The organism is Collimonas sp. OK412 (genome assembly GCF_900112135.1).
Taxonomy (GTDB): domain Bacteria; phylum Pseudomonadota; class Gammaproteobacteria; order Burkholderiales; family Burkholderiaceae_D; genus Collimonas; species Collimonas rhizosphaerae.
Map to the genome: position 1 here is coordinate 37,757 of NZ_FOLC01000011.1, position 21,553 is coordinate 59,309.

The following is a 21,553-nucleotide window of genomic DNA, read 5'->3' on the forward strand; positions in this document are numbered from 1 at the left end:
ATTTTCTATTTATCAGGGCCGCCTATCCCAACGGCAGCCGACACTACTCAGCCATTAGCCGCCTGCCGATACACATCGGCAGTAACGGCTGCGCATTTTCGCCACGAAAATTGCACCGACCGCTCCAGGCCCGCTATGCGCTGCCCCATCCAGGCCCTGTCATCCTCCATCAGCCGGCGCATCTGCTCTGTCAGCCCCGCCTCGTCCTGAGGATCGACATAGGCAGCGGCGGCACCAGCGACCTCCGGCAGGCTGGCGCAATCAGACGCAATCACCGGCGTGCCGCTAGCCATCGCTTCCAGCACCGGCAAGCCAAACCCTTCATACAAGGACGGGAACACCATCATCTTGGCCGCCGCCGTGACGCAAGCCAGGTCCGCCTGGTCCAGGTAACCGGCCAGGCGCACATGGCCGGCGCTGACCGCCTGCGCCAGCGCGCCGTTCAATTCCTCCGCCTGCCAGCCTGGCATGCCCACCACCAGCAAGGGGAAACGCGCGCGCAAAGGCAACGGCAAACGCGCATGCGCCTTCAGCGTCAGCATCAGGTTTTTACGCGGCTCCAGGGTGCCGACCGACAAGATGAAACCGCGATAGGCCAAACCCAGGTTGCCGAGACGGGCAGCCAGCTGCTGCTCCACCCTGGGCTGGAAAACAGAAGAACTGGCAAGCGGCGCCACCACCACTTTTTGGTCCGGCACGCCGAAATGCTGTTTGATCTCCTGTCCGATGAATTCGGAATCCACCAGGATCCGGCTGACGCGCGCCAGGGCCGACGGCAGCCGGCGTTCGATTTCGCGCAAACGGTCTTTAGGCTGGGTTTTCGGGAAATGGACATGCGTCAGGTCGTGCACGGTCATCACGGTCGGTCCGTTGAAATTGAGCGGCCACAAACTGGGTTCGTGATACACATCGGGACGCAGCCTGTGCACGCCCTGGTTAAAACGCCGCTGTTCGATCATCCGCCGGAAAACATAGGCGGCCGGCAAGCGCTTGGCCATGCCGGCCCAGCGCGAATAATCCTGCATCGGCTCGCCGACCAGCGCGTCCTGCCAGCGCAAGCCGCAAAAATATTGCATGCCGATGTCAGGCATCTGCTGCAGAGCCTGCGCCAGCTCAACAACGTAGTTGCCGATGCCGGTGCGTGGCGCAAGCAGGATCTTGCTATTCAGGGCAATGTTCAATTTCATGAGGCTCACTTTGCTTTTGCGTTCGCACCTGGCGCACAACCCGCTTCACCAGCTGGCGCGCCGAATCTTCCCAGCTGAGCCAGGACCAGCCCGATATCTGCCGCGCTGCCGGGAAAATGCCGCTGTCTTCCGATTGCCGGACCTGCCGGGCCAGCGATGCCGGCTCGCTCAAATCAAAATAGCTGACGAATTCGCCGCCGATTTCATGAAACACCGGGATATCGCTGGCCATCACCGGCAAGCCGCGCTGCATGGCTTCCACCAGCGGCAGGCCGAAACCTTCTACAAACGACGGGAAAACCAGTGCTTTTGCATGGCTATAACAATATTCCAGCTCCACATCGCTGAGATCGTTGAACATGAACAGGCGCCGCTTCAGCTGCGGATGTTTTTTTACGCGTTCGATCAGGCGTTCATTCTTCCAGCCTATGCGGCCGATGAAACACAGTACGACATCGCTGCCCTCCCGCCACAGCTGCTCGAAGGCGTCCAGCAGGTAAGCGTGGTTCTTGCGCGGTTCGATGGTGCTCACCATCAGGTAAATGGAAAGGCCGGAGGTGAATAATTTTTCCACAGGGCCGCGCACCGATTTATCGGCATCGACCAGGTCAAGCTCGGAACCAAGGTGGAAGAAATCAAACCAGCGGCTGCCGGCGCGTTCACTGCCCAGCCGCTGCCGCACCTCATGGTGCACTTCGTCGCGGATGGTGCTGGATATGGCAACGAATCCGTTTGCCGTATTGGCAATCCACTCGAACCAGCGGTCGAACACCTGCACCAGCGGGCCGTCGCAAAATTGCGGATGGCTCAACGGGATCAGGTCGTAGATGACCGAGACGATGGTCACTCCCTGCCGCTGCAACTTCTCCGCCACGGGGAAAAAATCGGCATGCCACGACGAATCCAGCAGCACCAGGGTGTCATCGGCGCGGCACTGCATCTCAAACGCGCGCGGGTTTTCTTCTGTCTTTTTCAGGATCCATTCGGTCAGATAAAGGGGCAGCACGAACGAGGCGCTTGCCAGGCGGCACAGTACAAATGTCACTCGCCTCACATTATGCGAAGCTCTCCATGGCCATAACCGCAGCAGGCGTGCGTGGATCAGCCAATAGCGGTTGCGCACTTGCACCAGCTTCCGCGCCAGGTTTTCCAATGCCCGCTGCGAACGGCCTTGCCAATCGTCGGCATGTTCCGACGTCAGCTGCTTGACTTCCAGTATCTTCCCGTTTTTGAAAATGACGGGAATGCAGACAACTTCTTCCTGCAGCGACGGCAGATGGTTGATGATGTTGCGGACAACGCGCTGTATCCCGGAATTCATTTCCGGGTGGTGGAACACGTAGGTGCACTCGATCAGCAGCCTGGTCATGCCGTCACTCCATCCTTGCTCACGCTGGCACGGTCGTGCGAACGCTCTACCGCCATCTCGGCATCCAGGAATGCGCAACCGACAAAATCGGGATGGCGCGTATTGATCACATGGAAAATAACGCTGTAATCACGCCATTCATAGTTGGTGTCGAGATGAGAATCCAGCCGGGACAGGGAAATCGCCACCGAATAACTGCCCTTCCCCAGGTTCATCGGAAAGCGGCAGCGATAAACCAGGTCCTCGCCCGGCTGCAAATCGGCCTGCGGCATGCCGAGCCGGTGGCTGTTGATGCCGAAGATCGATTGCCCCAGCTTGTCCTTGATCATGTACCCCATGACCAGGCGCGATACCGGAGCGTTTATGGCAACCCTGACTTCCAGCGTGACGTCCGTGCCGACTTCCACCACTTCCAGCTGCCTGCCATCGTCATCAAACAAGGCTACCGATGTAATGCTCGCTTCGCCGGTGCCGGAAATGGTCCGCAGCCTGCCGTCGGCCAGGCGCTCCTGCCGGACTGTCTGCCGCTCTTTCTCCGCCAGCATGGCGTTATAAAAATCCATCACTTCCACCGGATCGCCTTGCATCTCCAGCTTGCCGCGGTTGAGCAGGATGGCGCGGTCGCAAATGGTCTGTATCGCATAACGGTCGTGCGAGACGATCAGCAAGGTGGTGCCGGCGCGGCGGAATTCGCGGATCCGCTCAAAACTCTTGTGCTGGAAATAGGCGTCGCCGACGGACAAGGCTTCGTCGACAATCAGCACGTCCGGCCGGCTGGCGGTCGCCACGCTGAATGCTAGCCGCATCTGCATGCCGCTGGAGTAGGTCCTGACCGGCTGGTCGATATAGTCGCCAATTTCGGCGAATGCTTCGATAGCCGGCATCAGCTCTTCGATTTCAGCGCCGCTCAAACCCTGCAGCTGGCCGGCCATGACGGCATTCTGCCTGCCGGTAAAGTCTGTATGAAAACCCATGCCGAGTTCCAGCAGCGCAGCCACCCGCCCCTGGATCGCCACGCTGCCGGTGGTGGCTTGCGTGGTCCCCGCGATCAGCTTCAGCAGGGTGCTCTTGCCTGCGCCATTGATGCCGACGATGCCGACCGCCTCGCCGGCCTCCAGCTGGAAGCCGATATCCTGCAACACCCAATGCAGCTGATGCCGTTGCCGGGCAAACGGCAAGATCCATTCGGCCAGCCGGGCCCAGCGTCCATCGTATGACTTGTAGGCCTTGCCCAAATTTTTAACGGTTACCTTACCCATCAGAGCTCATCCACCATTTCACCCGCGTGCCGGCGGAACAGCAGCATTCCAAAGGCGCACAAGGCAGTGCTCAGCAGCGTCACTGGCCACAAGTCGCTCCATTGCGGCCAAAGCCCGCTCACGAAAATCCCTTGGTAAGCGCCGATCAAGGCAGTCATCGGGTTGAATTTAAGCAGGGTCTGCACTTTCGCAGGCAAGGTGGAAACCGTATACACGATAGGCGTAAACCAGAACCAGAACTGCAGCACGATGCCGAACAGCTGGCCGATATCGCGGAAGAACACGTTCAGCACGCCAAGCACGATGCCCAGGCCGACGGAAAACAGCACTTGTATCAGCAACAGCGGCAGCATGCCCAGCAACACCCAGCCAGGGAAGTTGCCGGAGATGAGCAGGAAACCGAGGAACAAGCCGAAGATGATGGAAAAATTCAAGCCGGCGTTCATTACCGTGATGACCGGCAGGCAAATGCGCGGAAAATTCAGCTTCTTGATCAAGTTGCCGTTTTCCAGGAATACATTCTGCAGGCGCGACACGGTCTCGGTGAAAAAACCCCAGGTCAACAAACCGGCGCATAGATAAATGCCGTAACTGAACTGGCTGCTGGCGTTAGGCAGGCGCGCATGCATCAGCTGCGAAAAAATCACCGTATACACGACAATCATCGCCAGCGGATTCAACACCATCCAGGCCGCACCGAGCATCGAATTGCGATAGCGCGCCTGGAATTCACGCTTGACGCTGCCGAGTATGAAGCCGTGGTAGTGCCACAGCGAACGCAGCATGGTCTGGTTTTTTGTCTGCATCTGCATTTTCAGCATGGCTTGCACCTGCCATACTTGTCGTCAAAGCGCACGATATCGTCTTCACCCAAGTACGCGCCGCTCTGCACCTCGATCATCACCAGTTCCAGCAAACCCGGGTTTTCCAGGCGATGTTTGGTGCCGGCAGGAATATAGGTCGATTCGTTGGTATTGACGTATATTTCATTCTCACCGTTGACCACCTTGGCCATGCCATGCACTACCACCCAGTGTTCGCTGCGATGATGATGCATCTGCAATGAGAGCGATGCGCCCTGCTTGACAACGATGCGCTTGATCTTGAAATTGGGTCCTTGCTCCAGTAAGGTATAACTGCCCCACGGCCGAAACACGGTGCGATGCAGTTTATAAGTGGCGTGTTCGGTGCTCTTGAGCTGGTGCACGACTTTCTTCACATTCTGCACATGATCCGGGTGCGCAATCAAAAGGGCGTCTGGCGTATCCACCACGATCAGGTTATTGACGCCGACCGTCGCCACCAGGCGCTGCTCGGAATATATGTAGTTGTTCCGGCTGTCGATCAGCACAGCTTCGCCCAGTACGCGATTTTCCTGTTCGTCGGGTTCCACCAGTTGCCGCAGGGCGCCCCAGGAACCGATATCGTTCCAATCGAAACCGGCCGGTATGACTGCCACCCGGTCGGAGCGTTCCAGCACCGCATAATCGATGGAGATATCCTGCATCGCCATGAAGCTGTCGCCATCCAGTTCCTGCAGCAAGACGCCGGCCGACGCAGCCGTCGGGCTGGCCTCGGCGCACGCAGCCGCCTGCGCCAGGATTTCAGGTGCATGCCTTTCCAGCTCGCTTAAAAAAACCGACACCGAGAAACAGAATATGCCGGCGTTCCACAGATGACGGCCGCTTTCGACAAAGCCGGCAGCGCGTTCGGCATCCGGCTTTTCTATGAAGCGGCTAACCTGCGCCGCCCCGGCGCCGTCGATCTGGGCGCCGCATTCGATGTAGCCGAAGCCGGTTTCCGGCGTCAACGGGCGAACCCCGAATGTAACCAGATAACCTTGCTTGGCGACTTCTACCGCATGATGCACGGCTTCAGTAAAACACTCCACATCCTTGATCAAATGGTCTGCCGGCATCACCACCATGATGGTGTTGTCGCCGTGCAGCGCGCGCAACGACAGCGCAGCGACCGCGATTGCCGGCGCGGTATTACGGCCGGAAGGTTCCAGGATGAAATGCGGGCGATAATGCGAGCCCAGATCGGCCGAAACGAATTCGTCCTTGCTCTGGAAATAATAATCCCGGTTCGTCACGCTCAAGATATCGCCGCGGATGCCCAGCTGCGCCACTCTCTGATAAGTCTTTTGCAACAGGCTCTTGCCGTCCGGGAGTTTGATGAAGGGTTTCGGATGTCCTTCCCGCGATACCGGCCACAAACGGGTGCCTGCACCACCCGAAAGCACCACCGGAACGATGATCGCCGTTGCTGTCAATGGAATACCGGGTTCTGGCGTACGCATCTTCATCTCCCCCTTATTCTTTAGCTACGCGACGCATGTCTGCATCGACCATTTTCTGCATCAGTTGCGCCAGATTTGTTCTTGGCTTCCAGCCCAGTTTATCGTGCGCTTTCGCCGGGTTCCCGAGAAGCACATCCACTTCAGCCGGCCGGAACAGCTGCGGATCGATCACCAGGTAGTCTTCGTAATTCAGATCGAGATGAGAAAAGGCGATACGGCACATTTCCCGCACGCTGGTGGTTACGCCGGTAGCGATCACGTAGTCGTCGGCCCGCTCTTGCTGCAGCATCAGCCACATCGCTTCGACGTAGTCGCCGGCAAATCCCCAATCGCGCTTGGCGTCGATATTTCCCAACCGCAGCTCCTGCTGCTTGCCGAGCTTGATCCGCGCCGCTGCGTCAGTCACCTTGCGCGTAACAAACTCGATTCCGCGTAAAGGCGATTCATGGTTGAACAGAATGCCGCTGGATGCATGCAAGCCAAAACTCTCGCGATAATTGACGGTAATCCAATGACCGTAAAGTTTTGCCACGCCATACGGACTGCGCGGATAGAACGGAGTGTTTTCATCCTGGTGTTCGGCCTGGATCAAGCCGAACATTTCGCTGGTAGATGCCTGGTAGAACCGTGCCTCGGGACTAAACTGACGGATGGCTTCTAGCATGTGCGTGACGCCCAGGCCATCCACCATGCCTGTCACCACTGGCTGATTCCAGGAAGTGCCGACAAAACTTTGCGCGCCAAGATTATAGATTTCGTCCGGCCGCGACTGGCACACAGCGCGGATGGCGGAAGTTGCGTCAGCCAGGTCGCCCTCGACAAACTGCAATTTTTCCAGAATGCCCAATTCACGCAAGCGCCACAGCGTGTCGCTGCTGCGCCGTGCCAGCAAGCCGTGCACCTTGTAGCCCTTGTCAAGCAGCAGCTTGGCCAGATAGGCGCCGTCCTGCCCGGTCACGCCGGTAATCAATGCTGTTTTTGTCATTACCTGTTTCTCCATGTGTCTGTTCTAATTTTTTTCGTCACGCAAATGAACTTGAGCTGCATGCTCTGCCGCTGCCCTGCTCTCCCAGTCTGATAAAACATTCAGCAGAGTCTGCTGCATCGGAATGCTGGGCCGCCATGCTGTTGCCTGCGTGATTTTTTGGTTGCTGCCCTTGACCCTGCGTAAGTCCGATGGCCGCAACCGCGCCGGATCCTGTTCGATTTGAGCATCGATCTCAGTCAGGTAAAGCATGCTGGAGATCAGATCGCGGATCAGGTATTCCTTGCCTGAGCAGACATTGTAGGTTTCTCCGTTCAGGCCATTCTCCAGCAATGCCAGATAGGCAGAAATGACATCTTCGACATCCAGGAAGTCGCGGCTGACGTCGACGTCGCCCACCTGTATGCGTGGCTCCTGCAGACCCTGGCGGATGCGCGCCAGCTGCCGTGCAACGCTGGAAACCACGAAATCGTCGCGCTGTCCCGGACCGATATGGTTGAACGGCCGCGCGACCAGGATGCGCCATGGCTGGCTGCAGCTCCATTGATAGCAAAGCAGTTCAGCCGCCGCTTTGCTGACTGCATAGGGATTTTGCGGACGCACCGGCATCTGCTCGCTGATCGGCAGCGACTCAGTATCCACCTTGCCATACACGTCGCCCGAACTCACGTAAAGGAAAGTACCGTTGAAATTGTTGCGCTGCAGTGCCTGCAGCAGGTGCAGCGTTCCTTTCAGATTGACGTCCAGGGTATGCGCCGGGTCGCGGAATGCTTCCGGGATAAAGGTTTGTCCGGCAAGATGGATGACGGCGTCTGGACGGGCCTGCTGAATTACGGGGCCCAAAGCTGCCGGCTCCAGCAAGTCATAAGGACTGCTGGCCGATATCAGCTCCCAGCCATGCGCAGCTGCAATATGTGTCCGCATGCGTTCAAAGGCAAGGCCGACAAACCCCGATTGCCCGGTAACAAATAGTCGTTTCATATGTAACCGCTCCTTTGCTGTCTGCTCAATGCCATGCTGCGCCGCCAATCATGGCTTGCGCGCAATGACTACCTGGCTTTTCGGCATCAAATCGTTCAATGCCCGCCTCACATGTTCACCGTTCGGAGTGTCCATCAACGCCTCCCATGTTTTGGCCCAGTTATCCAGCAAAGGATGACTGGCGTTGTTGAGATCGACCTTGCAAATCCAGAAAAACAGCCACCAGACTGACCAGTAGAAGCCGCAGTATTCATGCCGTTCAACCACCAGGCCGGCATCTGTCACCATCTTTTCAAATTCGTCGCGCTGGATGATGCGCACGTGATTCGGTTTCTGGAAATACACCTCCGGCGCCAGCCCGACCTGCAGCTGTTCCGCTACCGGATCCGGCACCGTCAGCAAATACTGCGCGCCAGGCTTGCCGATGCGCACCAGCTCGCGCAGGAATTGCGCCGGATCGTCGACGTGCTCCAGCACTTCCATCGAAATGATCTTGCTGGCCACGCCATCCGGCAACAGCAGCGGATTGGCGTCGCTCACCACTCCCTGTACCTCGCGTGCCGGCGTGCCGCTCAGGCGTTGCGTGGTGGCGGCCACTTTGACGGCGTCGATGTCGGCGACGATTACATGCGCACCGCGATTGGCGCAGAACAATGCGCAACCGCCGTCGCCGCAGCCAACGTCGACCACCACATCCTCGGCTCTGATCGCAAAACCTTCATACAGTTCACCGCTGTCGACCCGATACCAGCCGTCGTAGCCGGCATCCTTCAGGCCGATGTCAAAATGATTGGCTTCCGGCACCCGCGGCGCCGCCGCAACCTGCGGCACGATCGCCTTGCCTTGCATGGCCTGCCGGCCGCCGAGCAGTCTGTTGATCAATTTACGCATGCTAGGATTTCTCGCTATCGGCGGCGGCGATCGACGGACGATTGCGGAACCGCCCCAGCCATGCCTGGAACCAGCCTGGACTCAAATTGATGCGATCGGCCAGCAGTTTGCCGCGGATGCGGAACGGCGTTTCAACGAAGCGATAATTCAGCTCGCTGAAAATCACCACCAGCACAATCGCGGTCAGCGCCAGGCGGCCGTTGTAATTCTTGGCGAAGACGGTATTCACCGGTTCGATCCGGAACCAGATTTCCCGGCTGGCGAGATAAGCCGGTATATGGGTCAGGTACAGCGCATAGGAGCGGCTGCCCAGCCACAGGAAGACCTTCTTCAACGGGTTGTCCGGCATCAGGTAGTCCTGGTCGTAAGAACCGATGAACACCAGCAGGGCCGAGATCAGCGCCACCACGCCGACCCAGAACCGGAATTCGGCAAAGCGATAGGAACCCATCGCTCCCAGGCCGAGCACCAGCAGCAGCAACACGATCCAGCGCAGCCACCGCCGGCTTTTCAGGAAAACCGGTTCGAACCAGCGGTAGCTTGGATGCTGGCTCCAGATCGCCAGCAGCACGCCCAGCATCAGCGCATCCGAACGGGTCGCCATCAGAAACAGGTCGTAGTGCCGGTGCGCGTAGAGCTGGTAGAACAGCGGCACCAGCAGCACCCACGGCAGCCAGCGCCGGAAGATAATCACGGCGAACGGCAGCAGCAGGTAAAACTGTTCTTCCAGCGACAGGCTCCAGTACGGAAAGCTGGCGCCGTATTCGGAGCGGCCGAAGGTCGCCATCAGGCGGAAATTGCCGTAGTTGAAAACCCCGGCAAGGGTGGCGTCCAGGTTGGTCCGCACTATGCCGAAGGCGCCCGATCGATTGAAGCCAACGACAGCCACCAGGATCAGCGCCAGCCACAGCCAGGCCGACGGCCACAGGCGCGAAGCGCGCCGCACCCAAAAACTCAGCATGGTCGAAAACTGGCGGCCGTCGCTGCGCGCCAGGCGCGGGATCAGGTCGCGCGCGATGACAAAACCGGAAATCGCGAAGAACAGGTCGACTCCGGTCCAGCCGCCGAAATTCGGGTAGATGTAGGTCAGCAGCCGGTTCGGCTCGCCAAACAGGTTGAACTGGGTATGTTCGACCAGCACGAACAGCACGGCAATTCCGCGCAATAATTGAATATCTGAAATCCGTCGATTCATGTCTGGCCTGCTCTCCTTGCTGATCCTGTACTGGGCGTCGTCCGTCAATCCGGCTTGCGAGCTATTATCAGCTGGCTCTTGGGCATGAAACCATCCAGCTTGTCCTTCACCTTGGCGCCGCCCGGCAGCGTCAGCAGCTGATGCCAGGTTTGCGCCCACTCATCCAGCAGCGGCGGATACGGCGCCTTGATCTGGTCCAGCGTAGCGCCTTCCTGCTGCGTCGCGCTGGCCCAGTACAAACACATCCACATGCTCCAGTAGAAACCGGAAGACTGGCGGCTTTCGATCACCAGTCCGGCTTCGGCGACCAGGGCGGCGAACGTCTCGCGTTCGAAGATATGGATATGGTTCGGCTTCTGGAAATGGGAGGCCGGGGCCAGTCCTTGCTGCACATGTTCGCCGACCGGATCGGGCACCGTCAGCAAATACAGCGCGCCGGGCCGGCCGACACGCACCAGCTCCGCCAGCACCTGCGCCGGATGGTCGACATGTTCCAGCATCTCCATCGCGATGATGCGCGTGGCGCGCCGGTCGTCCAGCGGCAAGGGATCGGTATCGCAGACCAGCGCTTGCGCGGCGCGCGCCGGGACCGCCTTGACCTGGCGCGCCAGGCGTTCGATCTTGGCGCCGTCGGTATCGGAAAAAATCACTTCGGCGCCGCAGCGCGCGGCAAACAGCGTCGCCGCACCGTCGCCGCAGCCGACGTCGAGCACCACGTCCTCGGCGCCGATCCGGAAGCCGCTGGCCAGTTCGCCGCTGGCATGGTTGAACCAGCCGCTTTGCAAGGCGTCGACCAGGCCGCACATGCGCGAATCGACAACGCCCTGTTCCGAAACCAATGGCGGCAGGACCGGCGCGGCTGGCGCCTTATCCTTGAACAAGGCCGTAAAGCTTGACAGTATCTTCAGCATACCGGCGCCGCATCATCGGTACTGCGGCTGGCGGGCGCGGGCTGGCCGGCGCCGGCAGAGCGCGCGTGGTCCAGCAGGAAGGCGCCGAGGCGTTCCGCGATCACCGCCTGCGAGCAATGCTGCTGCAGGCTGCGCACCGCATGCTCCGCCATCTGTTCGTAGCGAGTCCGATCCTGCTTGAATACGCGATAGCTGTCCTGATAAGCCGCGCGCAAGGAATCCCAGTCAATCCGGTAGCGCAAGGTCCGGTACGCCTGGCGCGGATCATGCGGCCAGTGGCTGGGCTCTTCGCTGGAAGCGATGATGAATGCGTTGTCGGCGTCGATATAGTCGGCCATGGCGGTATTGTCGGGGGCGATCGCCGGCTTGCCGCAAGACATGAACTCCATCAGCGGCAGGCACTGCCCTTCGCCATGCGAGGTATTCACCACATAGCTTGTGGCCGCCACCAGTTTTTCATATTCGGGATCGGCCAGGTAACCGTGGATCAGCACCACGCGGCAACGGTAAGGAGTGGCCTTGTGCAAATCCTCGAGCAAGGCGTCGACCGCGTTCTTGATATCGTGGTGGGTCAGTTTCAGCACCAGCGTCGCATCGGCGACATCACGAAAGGCCCAGCAAAACGCGCCAATCATGTCGAACCAGTTCTTGCGGCCGTCATACGGATTGAACACCGAGGTGTACACCACGCCGTCGAGCTGCAGCTGCTGCGGCTGCAGCCGCGCCAGCGCGGCCGGCCGGATCAGGTCTGGCTTGGGATCATGCTTATGGGTCGGTCCGAACGGCGCGAGATCAGCGCTGCGGGTATCGATCACGGTGCCCGCCACCTGCAGCTCGACGCCGCCGGCCGATATCGCCGAGCGGCGCAGGCCGGCAAACCGGTCCCACACCGGGGCCGGCGCGGAAACGATAGGGAACGCCGGCGTCATCGCCGCCCGCACCGTGGCGACAGTGTAATTGGAATGAGTAATGGCGCTACCGAGCTTGCTGAACACCGTGCGCCAGTCATGGCGCGGCTCGCCTTGCCACGGCTCCTGCGGCACGGTACTGAATTCCCAGGCGAACACCGGGATGGTCGGGCACTCCAGGCCGGTCACGGTCTTGTGCGGCGGCGAAAACGACAGGAATACGCAGTCCTGGCCGTGCGCCTTGGCGTTGCGGTAGATCGCGTCGACTTCGCGCGCCGGGTCGGTAACCGCGACCACGATCCCGAGCCGCTCCAGCAGCGGCCGGAATTCCCTCAGCACGAAGTAGTAGCTGTATTCTGGCAAACCCAGGTTCTTTTCAATCGAACCGGCGTCGGTTTCCGAGTAGACGATGATGATCATGTGCGGCTATCTTCAGGTCAGGCGGCTGGCCAGCGCCACGGGAACCGTGTCGCGTACAGCGCCGTGCAGCGCGGGGCTGCGTCCGGTTTGATGGAAGAAGCCCTGCAACTGCCGCCTGACGGCATCGACCGATGCATACGACTGCATCCGCTGCAGGGTATGCGCGCGCATCTGCGCATAGGTTTCAGGCGCCTGCCGGGCCACCTGGTAGCTATCCCGGTAAGCGCTGCAAATCGAGGACCAGTCAAGCCGATAACGCAAGGTGCGAAACAGGTCGCGCGGGTCGTGCGGCCAGACATTCTGCTCCAGTCCGGACTTGACCACAAAGGCGACCTGCTCGTCGATATAGTCGGCCATCGCCGTATGCGAAGGCGCGATGGACGGCTTGCCGCAGCTCATGAACTCCATCAGCGGCAGGCACAAGCCTTCACACAGCGAGGTATTGACATAATAGGTGGTGGCGCCGATCAGCTGTTCGTAAGCGTCATCGTCGAGGAAAGCATGCAAGGTCACTACCCTGCATTTGAATGGCGCCAACTGCGACAGCAGGGTCATCAAGGTCGTGCGATAGGAGGACAGGTCGCGTTCGTTCATTTTCAGCACCAGCGTGACATCCTCGACCTCGCGGAAAGTCCAGCAAAATGCGGTCACCATGTCGAACCAGTTCTTGCGGCCGTCCGTGGGACTGAACACCGAGGTGTACACCACGCCGTCGAGTTTGACCGCGGTTTCCGGTTCCGGCGCCGCCACCACCGGCGGCGGCGTGGCAGGCAAGTCCGGCTGCGGCTGCGGCGCCGGCCGTATCACGGCATAACCCTTGCGGCCTCCGCTCGCCAGTGTCCTGGCCAGCCACAGCGGCAGCAGATCACGCAATACATCCCGGTACCAGCCCAGCAGATGGCGCTTGGTGGCGCCCAGCCGGTAGCGCAGGTTTTTCGCTGGAGCCGGCGCTGGCGGCGGCGCCGTCGCGGGGAGCGGCTCCACTGCGGCCGGCTGCGCCGCGTTGGCGATCAAGCCATCGGCCGACAAGCCGAGCATGCGGCTATCGATCACCGTGCCGCGCAAGCGAATCTCGTTTGACCCGCCAAGTGCAGGATTTCCCAGCCGCTCGCGGGCGCCGGCAAATTGCTCCCACAGCGGGGCCGGCACCGCCAGCACCGGGAATTCCTGGCCCATGGCGTCTTTCACGGCGCGTGCGGTATAACCGGACAAGGTGATAGCCCTGCCATGGCGGGCAAACACGTTGCGCCAGTCGCTGCGGGGATCTTCATCCCACTGCTCGTTGGGGATATTGCTGTATTCCCAGGCAAACACCGACACCGTAGGACACTTGAGGTCGATCGCGGTCTTGCTGGGTGGGGAAAAGGAAAGGAACACGCATTCCTCTCCACGTTGCCGGCATTCTTCAAACAGCGGGTCGACTTCGGTTTCCGGACGCCGTACCAGCGTGACCGTCCCGAGTTCCGCCAATGCGGCGCGAAAGGCTTTCAAGACAAAGTAATAGCTGTACTCTGGCAAACCAAGGCTTTTATCGATCGTGCTTTCGCCAATATCCGAATACAGAATGAAATTCATCAAAATCGTACTTTTAATCGAATGTTAATCGTCCAAACCACTGCCAGGGCCGCTTGCGGCTTCGGCATATTGCTTTTCAGACTTGTCTCAGCCCCTTAGGCGGGGCCATTCTTTGTTATTTACACCGAGGAAGTGCCGCGGCAACCGAATGGCGCCGCCCAGAAAGTTTCCCGTCAAACACTCTCCCTATGGTTGCCGATAATACCTGATACCGCACGAAGGTAGTGCGATGCGGCACTCCTTTAGAGCGGGAACCCTATTGTGCTTTAATGTAACTTTGAGTTATTTTCGGCGCCAGCTACCCAACCAGGAATGGCTTTACGGGTGGCGATTCAGGAAAAAAGATTTGCATCAATATCAACATCCGCCAGCATTGGGCGCGTGATGCCAGATGACGCCGGCCGCGCCGGCGCTTCACGATGAGCGCCTGCAGCCGGGGCTTTGCTATTGAAGATCAGCCAGTCTGGCTGTCGTCGGTAACCAGCCACACCCACGACGACGACAATTCGTCGGCGCGTGCCGGTTTTGCGTTGGCGCCTGCAGCGGAAGCCAGGGCGCGTCCATAGATTTTCACGTTGGTGCGCCTGATCGATCTTTCCGTGTTCAGGCGGGTGTGTTCGTCGCCAAGGGTGACGATGGCCCCCAGCATGGCTTGCAATTCCAGGTCGTCAACCAGGTTTTCGGCCAGGCGCCGCCAGGCATCAGCCTTGGTCCAGCGCCGGAACCGCATGTAGCTGGTTCTCCAGCGGCCGAATTCGGGCGACAGGTTGCTCCATGAGCCTGATTTCAGCGCAACCCATAACACCGCCTCCATGAATAGGCGATTGTCGCGGCCGCACATCCCGGAATCTCCAGGCCGTCCGATCAATAAAGGTTCCAGCTTGTCCCACTGATCATCTCGAAGAACGCCATCAATTTTCTGCATCGGTTTACTCTTTGATTGTTGAAAATGAACAAGCGCGTAGAATTGCCTTACGGCAAATCTTTTTTTCTTTTGGAAATTGCCTGTCCAGATCCAGTCGGTTACCCCTACGCTACACATTCACCGGTTTGTTAAATCCGGCGTCAGCATGCAAGCAAAGAGTAAAAGCAAGAGCCGCATGAAACTACTGGAAAACTCAATCTTTAACTATCGTTGACACAAATTAACAAAATTTAACCGTCTAATGACGCTAAATACACACCTATTATTTCCCATGGAAAACAAAGCCGATTTAACTATTTCTTCTCATTAATATTTTCTGGCTGCCGGTTTCTTGCAGAGTCGCCGGCAACTTCGCGTGTCCAGGCGCATAACGTTAACAATGAGTGTGCAATCGCCGTCTTTGAAACCGGCAAATATCGCCAGGAGTTTTTCGCACGCAAGGTACAGATACGTCGGCGCCGGGCTTAGCCGCGAAAAAGGAATGGTGGCCGGACTGACGCGAGCTGGCCGCTCAGGCGAGCGGCGCGGCGTGCTCCATGCAGTGCTGGGCGATCCACTCGCGGAAGATCGTGATTTTCTGCTGGTTGGCGACGCTTTCCGGGTAAACGAAATAATAGCTTTGCCCCGGCATCACGCAATCGAACGGCTTCACCAGCCGCTGCATCTCAAGGTCGTCGCTGGCCAGGATACAGTCGCCTATCGCCACGCCGAATCCTTGCGCGGCCGCATTCACCGCCAGGTCCAGCGTTTCAAAACTCTGGCCGCTGCTGGCGTCCACGCCTTTGACGCCGGCAAAGCGCAGCCACATTTCCCAGTCCCGGTGATCCCTGGTCGGATGCAGCAAAGTCTGCTGCGCCAACTGCTCCGGCTCCAGGTGCGGCTGCTCCTTGAGCATTGCAGGCGAGCATACCGGCGTCAGCTGTTCGGTAAACAATAAAAGCGAATGGGTATCCTTGCCGGTCGGCGCGCCATACACGATGGCAGCGTCAAACGATTCGCGCTGGAAGTCGACATTGTGCTGCAGGGCAGTCGTGACCTGCAGCTGGATATCCGGATAGGCAGCCTGGAACAGCATGATCTTGGGATAGATCCAACGCATGATGCAGGTCGGCACTTTCAACGCCAGGTCGGTGCGCTGCCGCGTCAGCCGGTTCGATATCTCTTCGATCCGCGCGAAACTTTCGCGCACTGCGGGCAGCAGGAGCTCGCCTTCCTCGGTCAGCGTCAGGCCGCGCGCATGGCGCTGGAACAGGGGGAAGCCGTAATACTCTTCCAGGATCAATATCTGCCGGCTGACCGCGCCTTGGGTCAGGCAAAGGTAGTTGGCGGCATGCGTGATGTTTTGATGGCGCGCGACAGTCTCGAAGACTTGCAGGGCATTCAAGGGCGGCAACTTGCGCATGGGCGTCTCCGGAGATCAAAGCCAACAGGAAAATGCATGGCTCCTATGATTATATTTCGTTTGTGAAGGCCCGGGCAATGCCCAAGAATAGCAAGCATAAAAAAGTGAGCAGATCCCGCAGGGACACTTCACAAAGAAAATACATTTCCTGATACCGGAGAGAGACAAATGCGCCCTACCCAAAAGCCACCAGCTTCCTGCTGCAAGCTCGCACCTGCCGCAATTACGCCCTGCCTTCGCAGGCATCAGCTTTACGCATCTTAGCCATCATTAAAACTAATGCCTTACAGCAGCATCTGGCACATCTCTTGCATCCCGGGATAACGCCGATCAATCTGGCCACAGGCATCCAATCGTTGTTTCCATACTTTTACAGCAGGAGCAAGCCATGCAAAATACAAATACCAAACGACGCAACGTCATCAAGGCAATTGGTGCATCGATTGCCGCATCCACGTTATCCGCACCATTTGTGAACGTCTTTGCACAGGAACAGAACTTCAAAGGCAAGACGCTGCGTTTCCTGACCTGGTCAGATGACACAGGCCTGGCGGCGTTGCGCAATATCGCCGCCAGCTTCTCTGAAAAGACCGGCGCCAAAGTGATCGCCGACCGCGCCGACGGCACCTCGGGCATGGTGGCCAAGCTCAAGGCTGCCGGCAACAAACCGCAATACGATGTGATCACGCTGGCAGGTGTCGGCGCTTCCGGCCTGGCGGATGCCGGCCTGCTGATGCAGCCGGACCTGGCGCGCCTGCCCAACCTGAAAGACGTCGCCCCCCAGCACCGCAGCGGCGCCAACGGCTTCGGCGTCGGCTACCTGCTGTGGACCAACGGCCTGATCTACAACACCTCGACCTTCAAGGCCGCGCCGTCCAGCTACGAGGCGCTTTGGGACGAGAAATACAGCGGCCGCATCTTCTTGCCGCCGCCAAGCTGGGTCGAGGCAGTCGACCTTGCCATCATTGCCGCCAAGCTGTCGGGCGGCTCGCAAAAGAACATCGACCCCGGCTTCAAGAAACTGGCGCTGCTCAAGGACCGCATCCTGATGCTCGGCGAAAACCCGAACCAGGTAGCCGAACTGTTCCGCACCAATGCGCTGGACCTGGGCGGCATCTACTCGCCAGCCTTCTTCCCGGTCGCGATCAAGAAACCGGAATACAAGATGGGCGTCACCTATGACATGAAGGAAGGTTTTGCGGCGCAGCTGATGTACACGGTGATTCCGAAATCGCATCCGGGCGACCTCGACCTGATCCACGCCTTCATCAACCATACGCTGGATCCGGTGGTGCAAGGCAAGATGGCCGCCGACGTCCTCAACGGCCCGGTGAACACCAAGGCCTCAATACCGGCCGACAGCAGCCGCTATGTTCCCAGCGCCAGGCAGATCGCCGAAAAAGCGCAGATCCACGACGACAAGGCGCTGGCCGTGGTGCAAAGCGAATGGGTGCGCCGCTATACCGAGATCTTTTCGGCCTAACCGCTACAGGCAAAGGTAAAAGCAATGCTCGATCAAGACTCCAATGCGCGGCCGTGGCTGCTGCTGGCGCCGGTGCTGCTGTTCCTGGCAGTACTGGCGGCAGCGGCGCTGGCGGTGATCCGCATGAGCGTCGGCAGCAACGGCGATGAATGGCGCAGCGTTTCGCTGAGCAGTTACGCCGACCTGGCGACGCCTTATTACATGAAGTCGCTTTGGCTCACCTTGCGCCTGGCGTTCCAGAGCACGGTGCTGGCGGTGCTGCTGGCGATCCCGGTAGCGATCGCCATGGCGCGCGCCAGATCCAAGCTGGCGCGGCGTCTGCTGCTGACCGGCGTGCTGCTGCCCTTGCTGGTAAACCTGCTGCTGCAAAGCTATGGCTGGCTGATCATCCTTGGCCCCGGCGGCGTACTGAATAATTCGCTGCTGGCGCTGGGCATCGTGCAGCGCCCGGTGCAATGGCTGTATCGCGAAAACGGCGTCTTGCTGGGATTGATACAAACCGCGTTTCCGCTGGCGGCGCTGCCGATGGCCAGCGCCCTGAAAGCGATTTCCGGCAGCTACGAAGAAGCCGCCGCCACCATGGGCGCCAGCCGCTGGCAAATCCTGCGCCACGTGCTGCTGCCGCTGGCGATGCCGGGCATCCTGTCGGGCGCCTTGCTGGTGTTCGCCTACAACGCCAGCGCCTTTGCCGTGCCGCTGCTGCTCGGCGGACGCCGGGTCTCGATGCTGGCGGTGCTGGTGCGCGACCAGATTACGCCCTTGCTCAACTGGCCGGCGGCATCCGCCACCAGCGTGGTCTTGATGCTGGCGACCCTGGCGGTGATGGCACTGTCGCAGAAACTGGTGCATCGTTCACGGAAGATGCTGGGGAATACACGATGACTACATTTACCCTGCCGTTCCTGCGGCGCGCCCTGCCCGGCCAGCTCACCCGTTTCACCGGCGTGCTGGCGGCAGTGGTGCTGATACTGGCGGCAATGCCGATCATCACCATGATCATCATGTCGTTCGGCGCTTCCGACACGCTGGCTTTTCCGCCGCCGAGTTACGGCTTGCAGTGGTATCGCGCAGCCTGGCACACCTTCATGTCGCCCGACGCCAGCGACGTGCTGTCGATGGGACAGGCGCTGGGCACCAGCCTGATGGTGGCGTTCGCGACCATGTTGATCGCCGCCGCAGTGGCCATTCCCGCCGCCTATGCGCTGAATCGCTTCAACTTTCCCGGCAAGGCCGTAGTCGAGCAGTTCATTGCCCTGCCGATGGTGTATCCGCTGGTGATGCTGGGCATTTCGCTGCTGCTGGTGTTCAATTATTTTCCGGTCGAACTGGGCATTTTCCGGCTCGTCATCGCCCATGTGATCCTGGCTTTGCCGTTCGCGGTCAAGAACTGCGCGGCGTCGATTGCCGGCATCGGCCCGGAATTCGAAGAAGCGGCTTACCTGATGGGAGCACGGCCCCTGCGCGCCATGTTCGACGTGGTGCTGCCGCTGATGCGGCCCGGCATCCTGGCCGGGATGCTGTTCGCCTTCATCGTCTCCTTCAACGAATTCACGGTGACTTTTTTCCTGTACGACGTCGATACCATGACCTTGCCGGTATGGCTGTACAGCCGCACCGTATCGTCGCTCGACCCGACCGTCTTTTCCTTCGCCGTATTCATCGTCCTGATCGATTTCGGCCTGATCTGGCTGCTGGAAAAACTGGTGGGCGATGATGGCGTGGCGCTCTAGCCGAATCGTGAAGCAATACGTTCCAACCTGACGAGAACAATATGAGCAATCAACTAATTATCGAAAACGTCAACAAGCACTTTGGCGCTGTGCACGTCGTCAAGCACGTCAACCTGAGCATCCCCGAAGGCAAGCTGGTATGTTTCCTGGGGCCGTCCGGCTGCGGCAAGACCACGCTGCTGCGCATGATCGCCGGGCTCGAGACGCCGACCAGCGGCCGTCTCAGCATGGATGGCAAGGACCTCACCCACGTGCCGGCCTGCGAACGTGATTTCGGCATGGTGTTCCAGTCGCTGGCGCTGTTCCCGCACATGACCGTGGCCGGCAACATCGCCTATCCGCTGCGCTTGCGCAAGGCCGGCAAGCAAAACCAGAAGCAGCGCGTCGACGAACTGCTGCAATTGATCCAGTTGCCGCACATGGCCGACCGGCCGGTGGCGCAATTGTCCGGCGGCCAGCGCCAGCGGGTAGCGATTGCCCGCGCCCTGGCGTCCGCGCCCAAGCTGTTGCTGCTGGACGAACCGCTGTCCGCGCTCGACGCCAAGCTGCGCGAAGCCATGCAGGTTGAAATCCGCCTGCTGCAGCAACGGCTCGGCATCACCACCATCATGGTGACCCACGACCAGCGCGAAGCAATGACCATGGCCGACGTGATCGTGGTGATGGAACAAGGCCAGATCGCCCAGATCGGTTCGCCGCTGGAAGTGTACCGGGATCCGGTCAACGAATTTGTCGCCGACTTCATCGGCCTCGGCAACATCCTGCCAGCGGTGCCGAGCGGCGAGCAATGCGTACGGCTGGCCGGCGGCCAGCTGATCGACATCGGCGGCCCGCGCAAAGCCAGCGCCGGCCAGGACATCCGCCTGCTGATCAGGCCGGAAGACGTTTGCCTGAAAATCAGCGAACCGCAGGCGCACAAGGATCTTCACGCCAGCATCCGCAACAATTGCGTGCCCGGCCAGGTGAGTTTTATCCGCGACGTCGGTTCATCGCTGGAAGCCACCGTAGATTGCGCCGGCTTTGCGCTGACGGTAGCCACCAGCCCGCGCGAAGTGCCGGGGCTGGCAATCGGCAGTTCGGTGCTCGCCACCCTACCGCCGCATGCCTGCAAGCTGATCGACGCCAGCCCTGGCCGGCTGGCCGCCTGACCTGGAATGCCGCCGAACGATGCATCCATTCACTCACTGGAAAACACCATGAACCTTTTGCCAGCTCTCCTGAACCGCCGCCTGTGCAAGCTGGGCGCCGCCTTGCTGCTCGCAGCAGGCATGCTGCATGCCGCTCCCAGTCACGCCGACGCCATCGACACCATCGCCAAGAGCGGCAAGGTCAGGATCGGCGTCTTCATGGACTACCCGCCGTTCGGCTCGATCGGCCCCGACATGCAGCCGCTCGGCTACGACATCGACATGGCCGAACTGATCGGCAAGGCATTGAAGACCAAGGTGGAACTGGTGCAAGTCACCGGCGACAACCGCATGGTTTATCTTGCCGGCGGCAAGGTGGACCTGCTGCTGTCGGTAGGACAGACCCCGGAGCGCGCCAAGGTGATTGATTTTTCCGACGCCTACGCGCCGTACTACCTGGCCGTCTTCGGCGGGCCCAAGCTGGCCATCAAGAACAGTGCTGACCTGGCCGGCAAAACCATCGCCGTGGCCCGCGGCACGCTGGAAGACTTGAGCATCTCGAAAACAGCGCCGGCCGGCGCCACCATCAAACGCTTTGACGACGCCAACGGCGCCATCTCGGCCTTCATGTCGGGACAAACACAGCTGATGGTGGTCGGCAACGATGTCGGCGCCACCATCATGGCCAAGAATCCGGCCGCCGGCATACAGCAAAAATTCCAGCTGTTCAGCTCGCCGGATCACGTCGGCTTCAACAAGAACGAAGCGCGCCTGACGCAGCAGATCAACCAGGCCATCGTGCAGGCCAAGAAAGACGGCAGCCTGAACAAGATTTCGCAGAAATGGCTGCGGCTGCCATTGCCCGCCGATTTATAACTGTAACGCTACGCCACCGCTAAAAAA

Annotated in this window: 19 protein-coding genes; 5 read left to right on the forward strand and 14 right to left on the reverse strand. The window is 59.7% G+C overall.

Going from position 1 to position 21,553, the window contains the following annotated elements:
- Nucleotides 1-47 precede the first annotated feature (47 nt).
- The 14 genes from BM062_RS13245 to BM062_RS13310 form a co-directional block, all read right to left on the reverse strand.
- Nucleotides 48-1,187 (reverse strand): glycosyltransferase family 4 protein, encoded by a 1,140-nt coding sequence (locus BM062_RS13245; protein ID WP_254785063.1) that lies wholly within the window; start codon nt 1,185-1,187, stop codon nt 48-50.
- Nucleotides 1,162-2,556: a glycosyltransferase family 4 protein gene (locus tag BM062_RS13250; protein ID WP_092397556.1), complete on the reverse strand. Its 1,395-nt coding sequence runs from the start codon at nt 2,554-2,556 to the stop codon at nt 1,162-1,164. The genes BM062_RS13245 and BM062_RS13250 overlap by 26 nt, the downstream gene beginning before the upstream one ends.
- Complete coding sequence (locus BM062_RS13255) at nt 2,553-3,815, reverse strand: ABC transporter ATP-binding protein (protein ID WP_092397558.1); 1,263 nt, start codon at nt 3,813-3,815, stop codon at nt 2,553-2,555. The genes BM062_RS13250 and BM062_RS13255 overlap by 4 nt, the downstream gene beginning before the upstream one ends.
- Nucleotides 3,815-4,621 (reverse strand): ABC transporter permease, encoded by an 807-nt coding sequence (locus BM062_RS13260; RefSeq protein WP_305763968.1) that lies wholly within the window; start codon nt 4,619-4,621, stop codon nt 3,815-3,817. The genes BM062_RS13255 and BM062_RS13260 overlap by 1 nt, the downstream gene beginning before the upstream one ends.
- 8 nt (nt 4,622-4,629) lie before the next feature.
- Nucleotides 4,630-6,123 (reverse strand): mannose-1-phosphate guanylyltransferase/mannose-6-phosphate isomerase, encoded by a 1,494-nt coding sequence (locus tag BM062_RS13265; protein ID WP_217647587.1) that lies wholly within the window; start codon nt 6,121-6,123, stop codon nt 4,630-4,632.
- A gap of 7 nt (nt 6,124-6,130) precedes the next feature.
- Nucleotides 6,131-7,102: a GDP-mannose 4,6-dehydratase gene (locus tag BM062_RS13270; RefSeq protein WP_092397560.1), complete on the reverse strand. Its 972-nt coding sequence runs from the start codon at nt 7,100-7,102 to the stop codon at nt 6,131-6,133.
- A 24-nt stretch (nt 7,103-7,126) separates the two neighbouring features.
- The gene (locus tag BM062_RS13275) at nt 7,127-8,131 is read right to left on the reverse strand and encodes a GDP-mannose 4,6-dehydratase (RefSeq protein ID WP_305763969.1); all 1,005 of its coding nucleotides are present in this window, start codon (nt 8,129-8,131) and stop codon (nt 7,127-7,129) included.
- Nucleotides 8,132-8,974: a class I SAM-dependent methyltransferase gene (locus BM062_RS13280; RefSeq protein ID WP_092397564.1), complete on the reverse strand. Its 843-nt coding sequence runs from the start codon at nt 8,972-8,974 to the stop codon at nt 8,132-8,134. It lies immediately after the preceding gene.
- Nucleotide 8,975: 1 nt separating this feature from the next.
- Nucleotides 8,976-10,169, reverse strand: coding sequence for an acyltransferase family protein (locus BM062_RS13285; RefSeq protein ID WP_092397566.1), 1,194 nt, complete (start codon nt 10,167-10,169; stop codon nt 8,976-8,978).
- Between the two features lie 44 nt (nt 10,170-10,213).
- Nucleotides 10,214-11,080, reverse strand: coding sequence for a class I SAM-dependent methyltransferase (locus BM062_RS13290; protein WP_217647588.1), 867 nt, complete (start codon nt 11,078-11,080; stop codon nt 10,214-10,216).
- Nucleotides 11,074-12,408: a glycosyltransferase gene (locus BM062_RS13295; RefSeq protein WP_139220047.1), complete on the reverse strand. Its 1,335-nt coding sequence runs from the start codon at nt 12,406-12,408 to the stop codon at nt 11,074-11,076. Before BM062_RS13295 ends, BM062_RS13290 begins: the two co-directional genes overlap by 7 nt.
- Before the next feature lie 12 nt (nt 12,409-12,420).
- Entirely contained in the window at nt 12,421-13,983 is a 1,563-nt protein-coding gene (locus tag BM062_RS13300; protein ID WP_092397568.1) for a glycosyltransferase, read from the reverse strand.
- Nucleotides 13,984-14,437: 454 nt separating this feature from the next.
- Complete coding sequence (locus tag BM062_RS13305) at nt 14,438-14,908, reverse strand: transposase (protein ID WP_175500997.1); 471 nt, start codon at nt 14,906-14,908, stop codon at nt 14,438-14,440.
- Between the two features lie 511 nt (nt 14,909-15,419).
- A complete protein-coding gene (locus tag BM062_RS13310) occupies nt 15,420-16,310 on the reverse strand; it encodes a LysR substrate-binding domain-containing protein (protein ID WP_092397572.1) in 891 nt (296 codons plus the stop codon).
- 388 nt (nt 16,311-16,698) lie between these two features.
- Here BM062_RS13310 and BM062_RS13315 point away from each other — a divergent pair, with 388 nt between their 5' ends.
- The 5 genes from BM062_RS13315 to BM062_RS13335 are packed head-to-tail and all read left to right on the forward strand — an operon-like array spanning nt 16,699 to nt 21,526.
- Nucleotides 16,699-17,793 (forward strand): ABC transporter substrate-binding protein, encoded by a 1,095-nt coding sequence (locus tag BM062_RS13315; protein WP_092397574.1) that lies wholly within the window; start codon nt 16,699-16,701, stop codon nt 17,791-17,793.
- 24 nt (nt 17,794-17,817) lie between these two features.
- Nucleotides 17,818-18,675, forward strand: a complete 858-nt coding sequence (locus BM062_RS13320) for an ABC transporter permease (protein WP_092397576.1) — start codon at nt 17,818-17,820, stop codon at nt 18,673-18,675.
- Nucleotides 18,672-19,523 carry an ABC transporter permease gene (locus tag BM062_RS13325; RefSeq protein WP_092397578.1) on the forward strand — a complete coding sequence of 284 codons (852 nt, stop codon included), beginning with the start codon at nt 18,672-18,674 and terminating at the stop codon, nt 19,521-19,523. The genes BM062_RS13320 and BM062_RS13325 overlap by 4 nt, the downstream gene beginning before the upstream one ends.
- Nucleotides 19,524-19,564: 41 nt before the next feature.
- Nucleotides 19,565-20,671, forward strand: coding sequence for an ABC transporter ATP-binding protein (locus tag BM062_RS13330; protein ID WP_092397580.1), 1,107 nt, complete (start codon nt 19,565-19,567; stop codon nt 20,669-20,671).
- A gap of 48 nt (nt 20,672-20,719) precedes the next feature.
- The gene (locus BM062_RS13335) at nt 20,720-21,526 is read left to right on the forward strand and encodes a transporter substrate-binding domain-containing protein (RefSeq protein WP_092397582.1); all 807 of its coding nucleotides are present in this window, start codon (nt 20,720-20,722) and stop codon (nt 21,524-21,526) included.
- Nucleotides 21,527-21,553: the final 27 nt, after the last annotated feature.

What these genes read in the sequence shown, in the direction of transcription:
- BM062_RS13245 (WP_254785063.1), bottom strand. Translation starts at nt 1,187, where the DNA reads ATGAAATTGAACATTGCCCTGAATAGCAAGATCCTGCTTGCGCCACGC.
- BM062_RS13250 (WP_092397556.1), bottom strand. Translation starts at nt 2,556, where the DNA reads ATGACCAGGCTGCTGATCGAGTGCACCTACGTGTTCCACCACCCGGAA.
- BM062_RS13255 (WP_092397558.1), bottom strand. Translation starts at nt 3,815, where the DNA reads ATGGGTAAGGTAACCGTTAAAAATTTGGGCAAGGCCTACAAGTCATAC.
- BM062_RS13260 (WP_305763968.1), bottom strand. Translation starts at nt 4,621, where the DNA reads ATGCAGACAAAAAACCAGACCATGCTGCGTTCGCTGTGGCACTACCAC.
- BM062_RS13265 (WP_217647587.1), bottom strand. Translation starts at nt 6,123, where the DNA reads ATGAAGATGCGTACGCCAGAACCCGGTATTCCATTGACAGCAACGGCG.
- BM062_RS13270 (WP_092397560.1), bottom strand. Translation starts at nt 7,102, where the DNA reads ATGACAAAAACAGCATTGATTACCGGCGTGACCGGGCAGGACGGCGCC.
- BM062_RS13280 (WP_092397564.1), bottom strand. Translation starts at nt 8,974, where the DNA reads ATGCGTAAATTGATCAACAGACTGCTCGGCGGCCGGCAGGCCATGCAA.
- BM062_RS13285 (WP_092397566.1), bottom strand. Translation starts at nt 10,169, where the DNA reads ATGAATCGACGGATTTCAGATATTCAATTATTGCGCGGAATTGCCGTG.
- BM062_RS13290 (WP_217647588.1), bottom strand. Translation starts at nt 11,080, where the DNA reads ATGCTGAAGATACTGTCAAGCTTTACGGCCTTGTTCAAGGATAAGGCG.
- BM062_RS13295 (WP_139220047.1), bottom strand. Translation starts at nt 12,408, where the DNA reads ATGATCATCATCGTCTACTCGGAAACCGACGCCGGTTCGATTGAAAAG.
- BM062_RS13300 (WP_092397568.1), bottom strand. Translation starts at nt 13,983, where the DNA reads ATGAATTTCATTCTGTATTCGGATATTGGCGAAAGCACGATCGATAAA.
- BM062_RS13305 (WP_175500997.1), bottom strand. Translation starts at nt 14,908, where the DNA reads ATGCAGAAAATTGATGGCGTTCTTCGAGATGATCAGTGGGACAAGCTG.
- BM062_RS13310 (WP_092397572.1), bottom strand. Translation starts at nt 16,310, where the DNA reads ATGCGCAAGTTGCCGCCCTTGAATGCCCTGCAAGTCTTCGAGACTGTC.
- BM062_RS13315 (WP_092397574.1), top strand. Translation starts at nt 16,699, where the DNA reads ATGCAAAATACAAATACCAAACGACGCAACGTCATCAAGGCAATTGGT.
- BM062_RS13320 (WP_092397576.1), top strand. Translation starts at nt 17,818, where the DNA reads ATGCTCGATCAAGACTCCAATGCGCGGCCGTGGCTGCTGCTGGCGCCG.
- BM062_RS13325 (WP_092397578.1), top strand. Translation starts at nt 18,672, where the DNA reads ATGACTACATTTACCCTGCCGTTCCTGCGGCGCGCCCTGCCCGGCCAG.
- BM062_RS13330 (WP_092397580.1), top strand. Translation starts at nt 19,565, where the DNA reads ATGAGCAATCAACTAATTATCGAAAACGTCAACAAGCACTTTGGCGCT.
- BM062_RS13335 (WP_092397582.1), top strand. Translation starts at nt 20,720, where the DNA reads ATGAACCTTTTGCCAGCTCTCCTGAACCGCCGCCTGTGCAAGCTGGGC.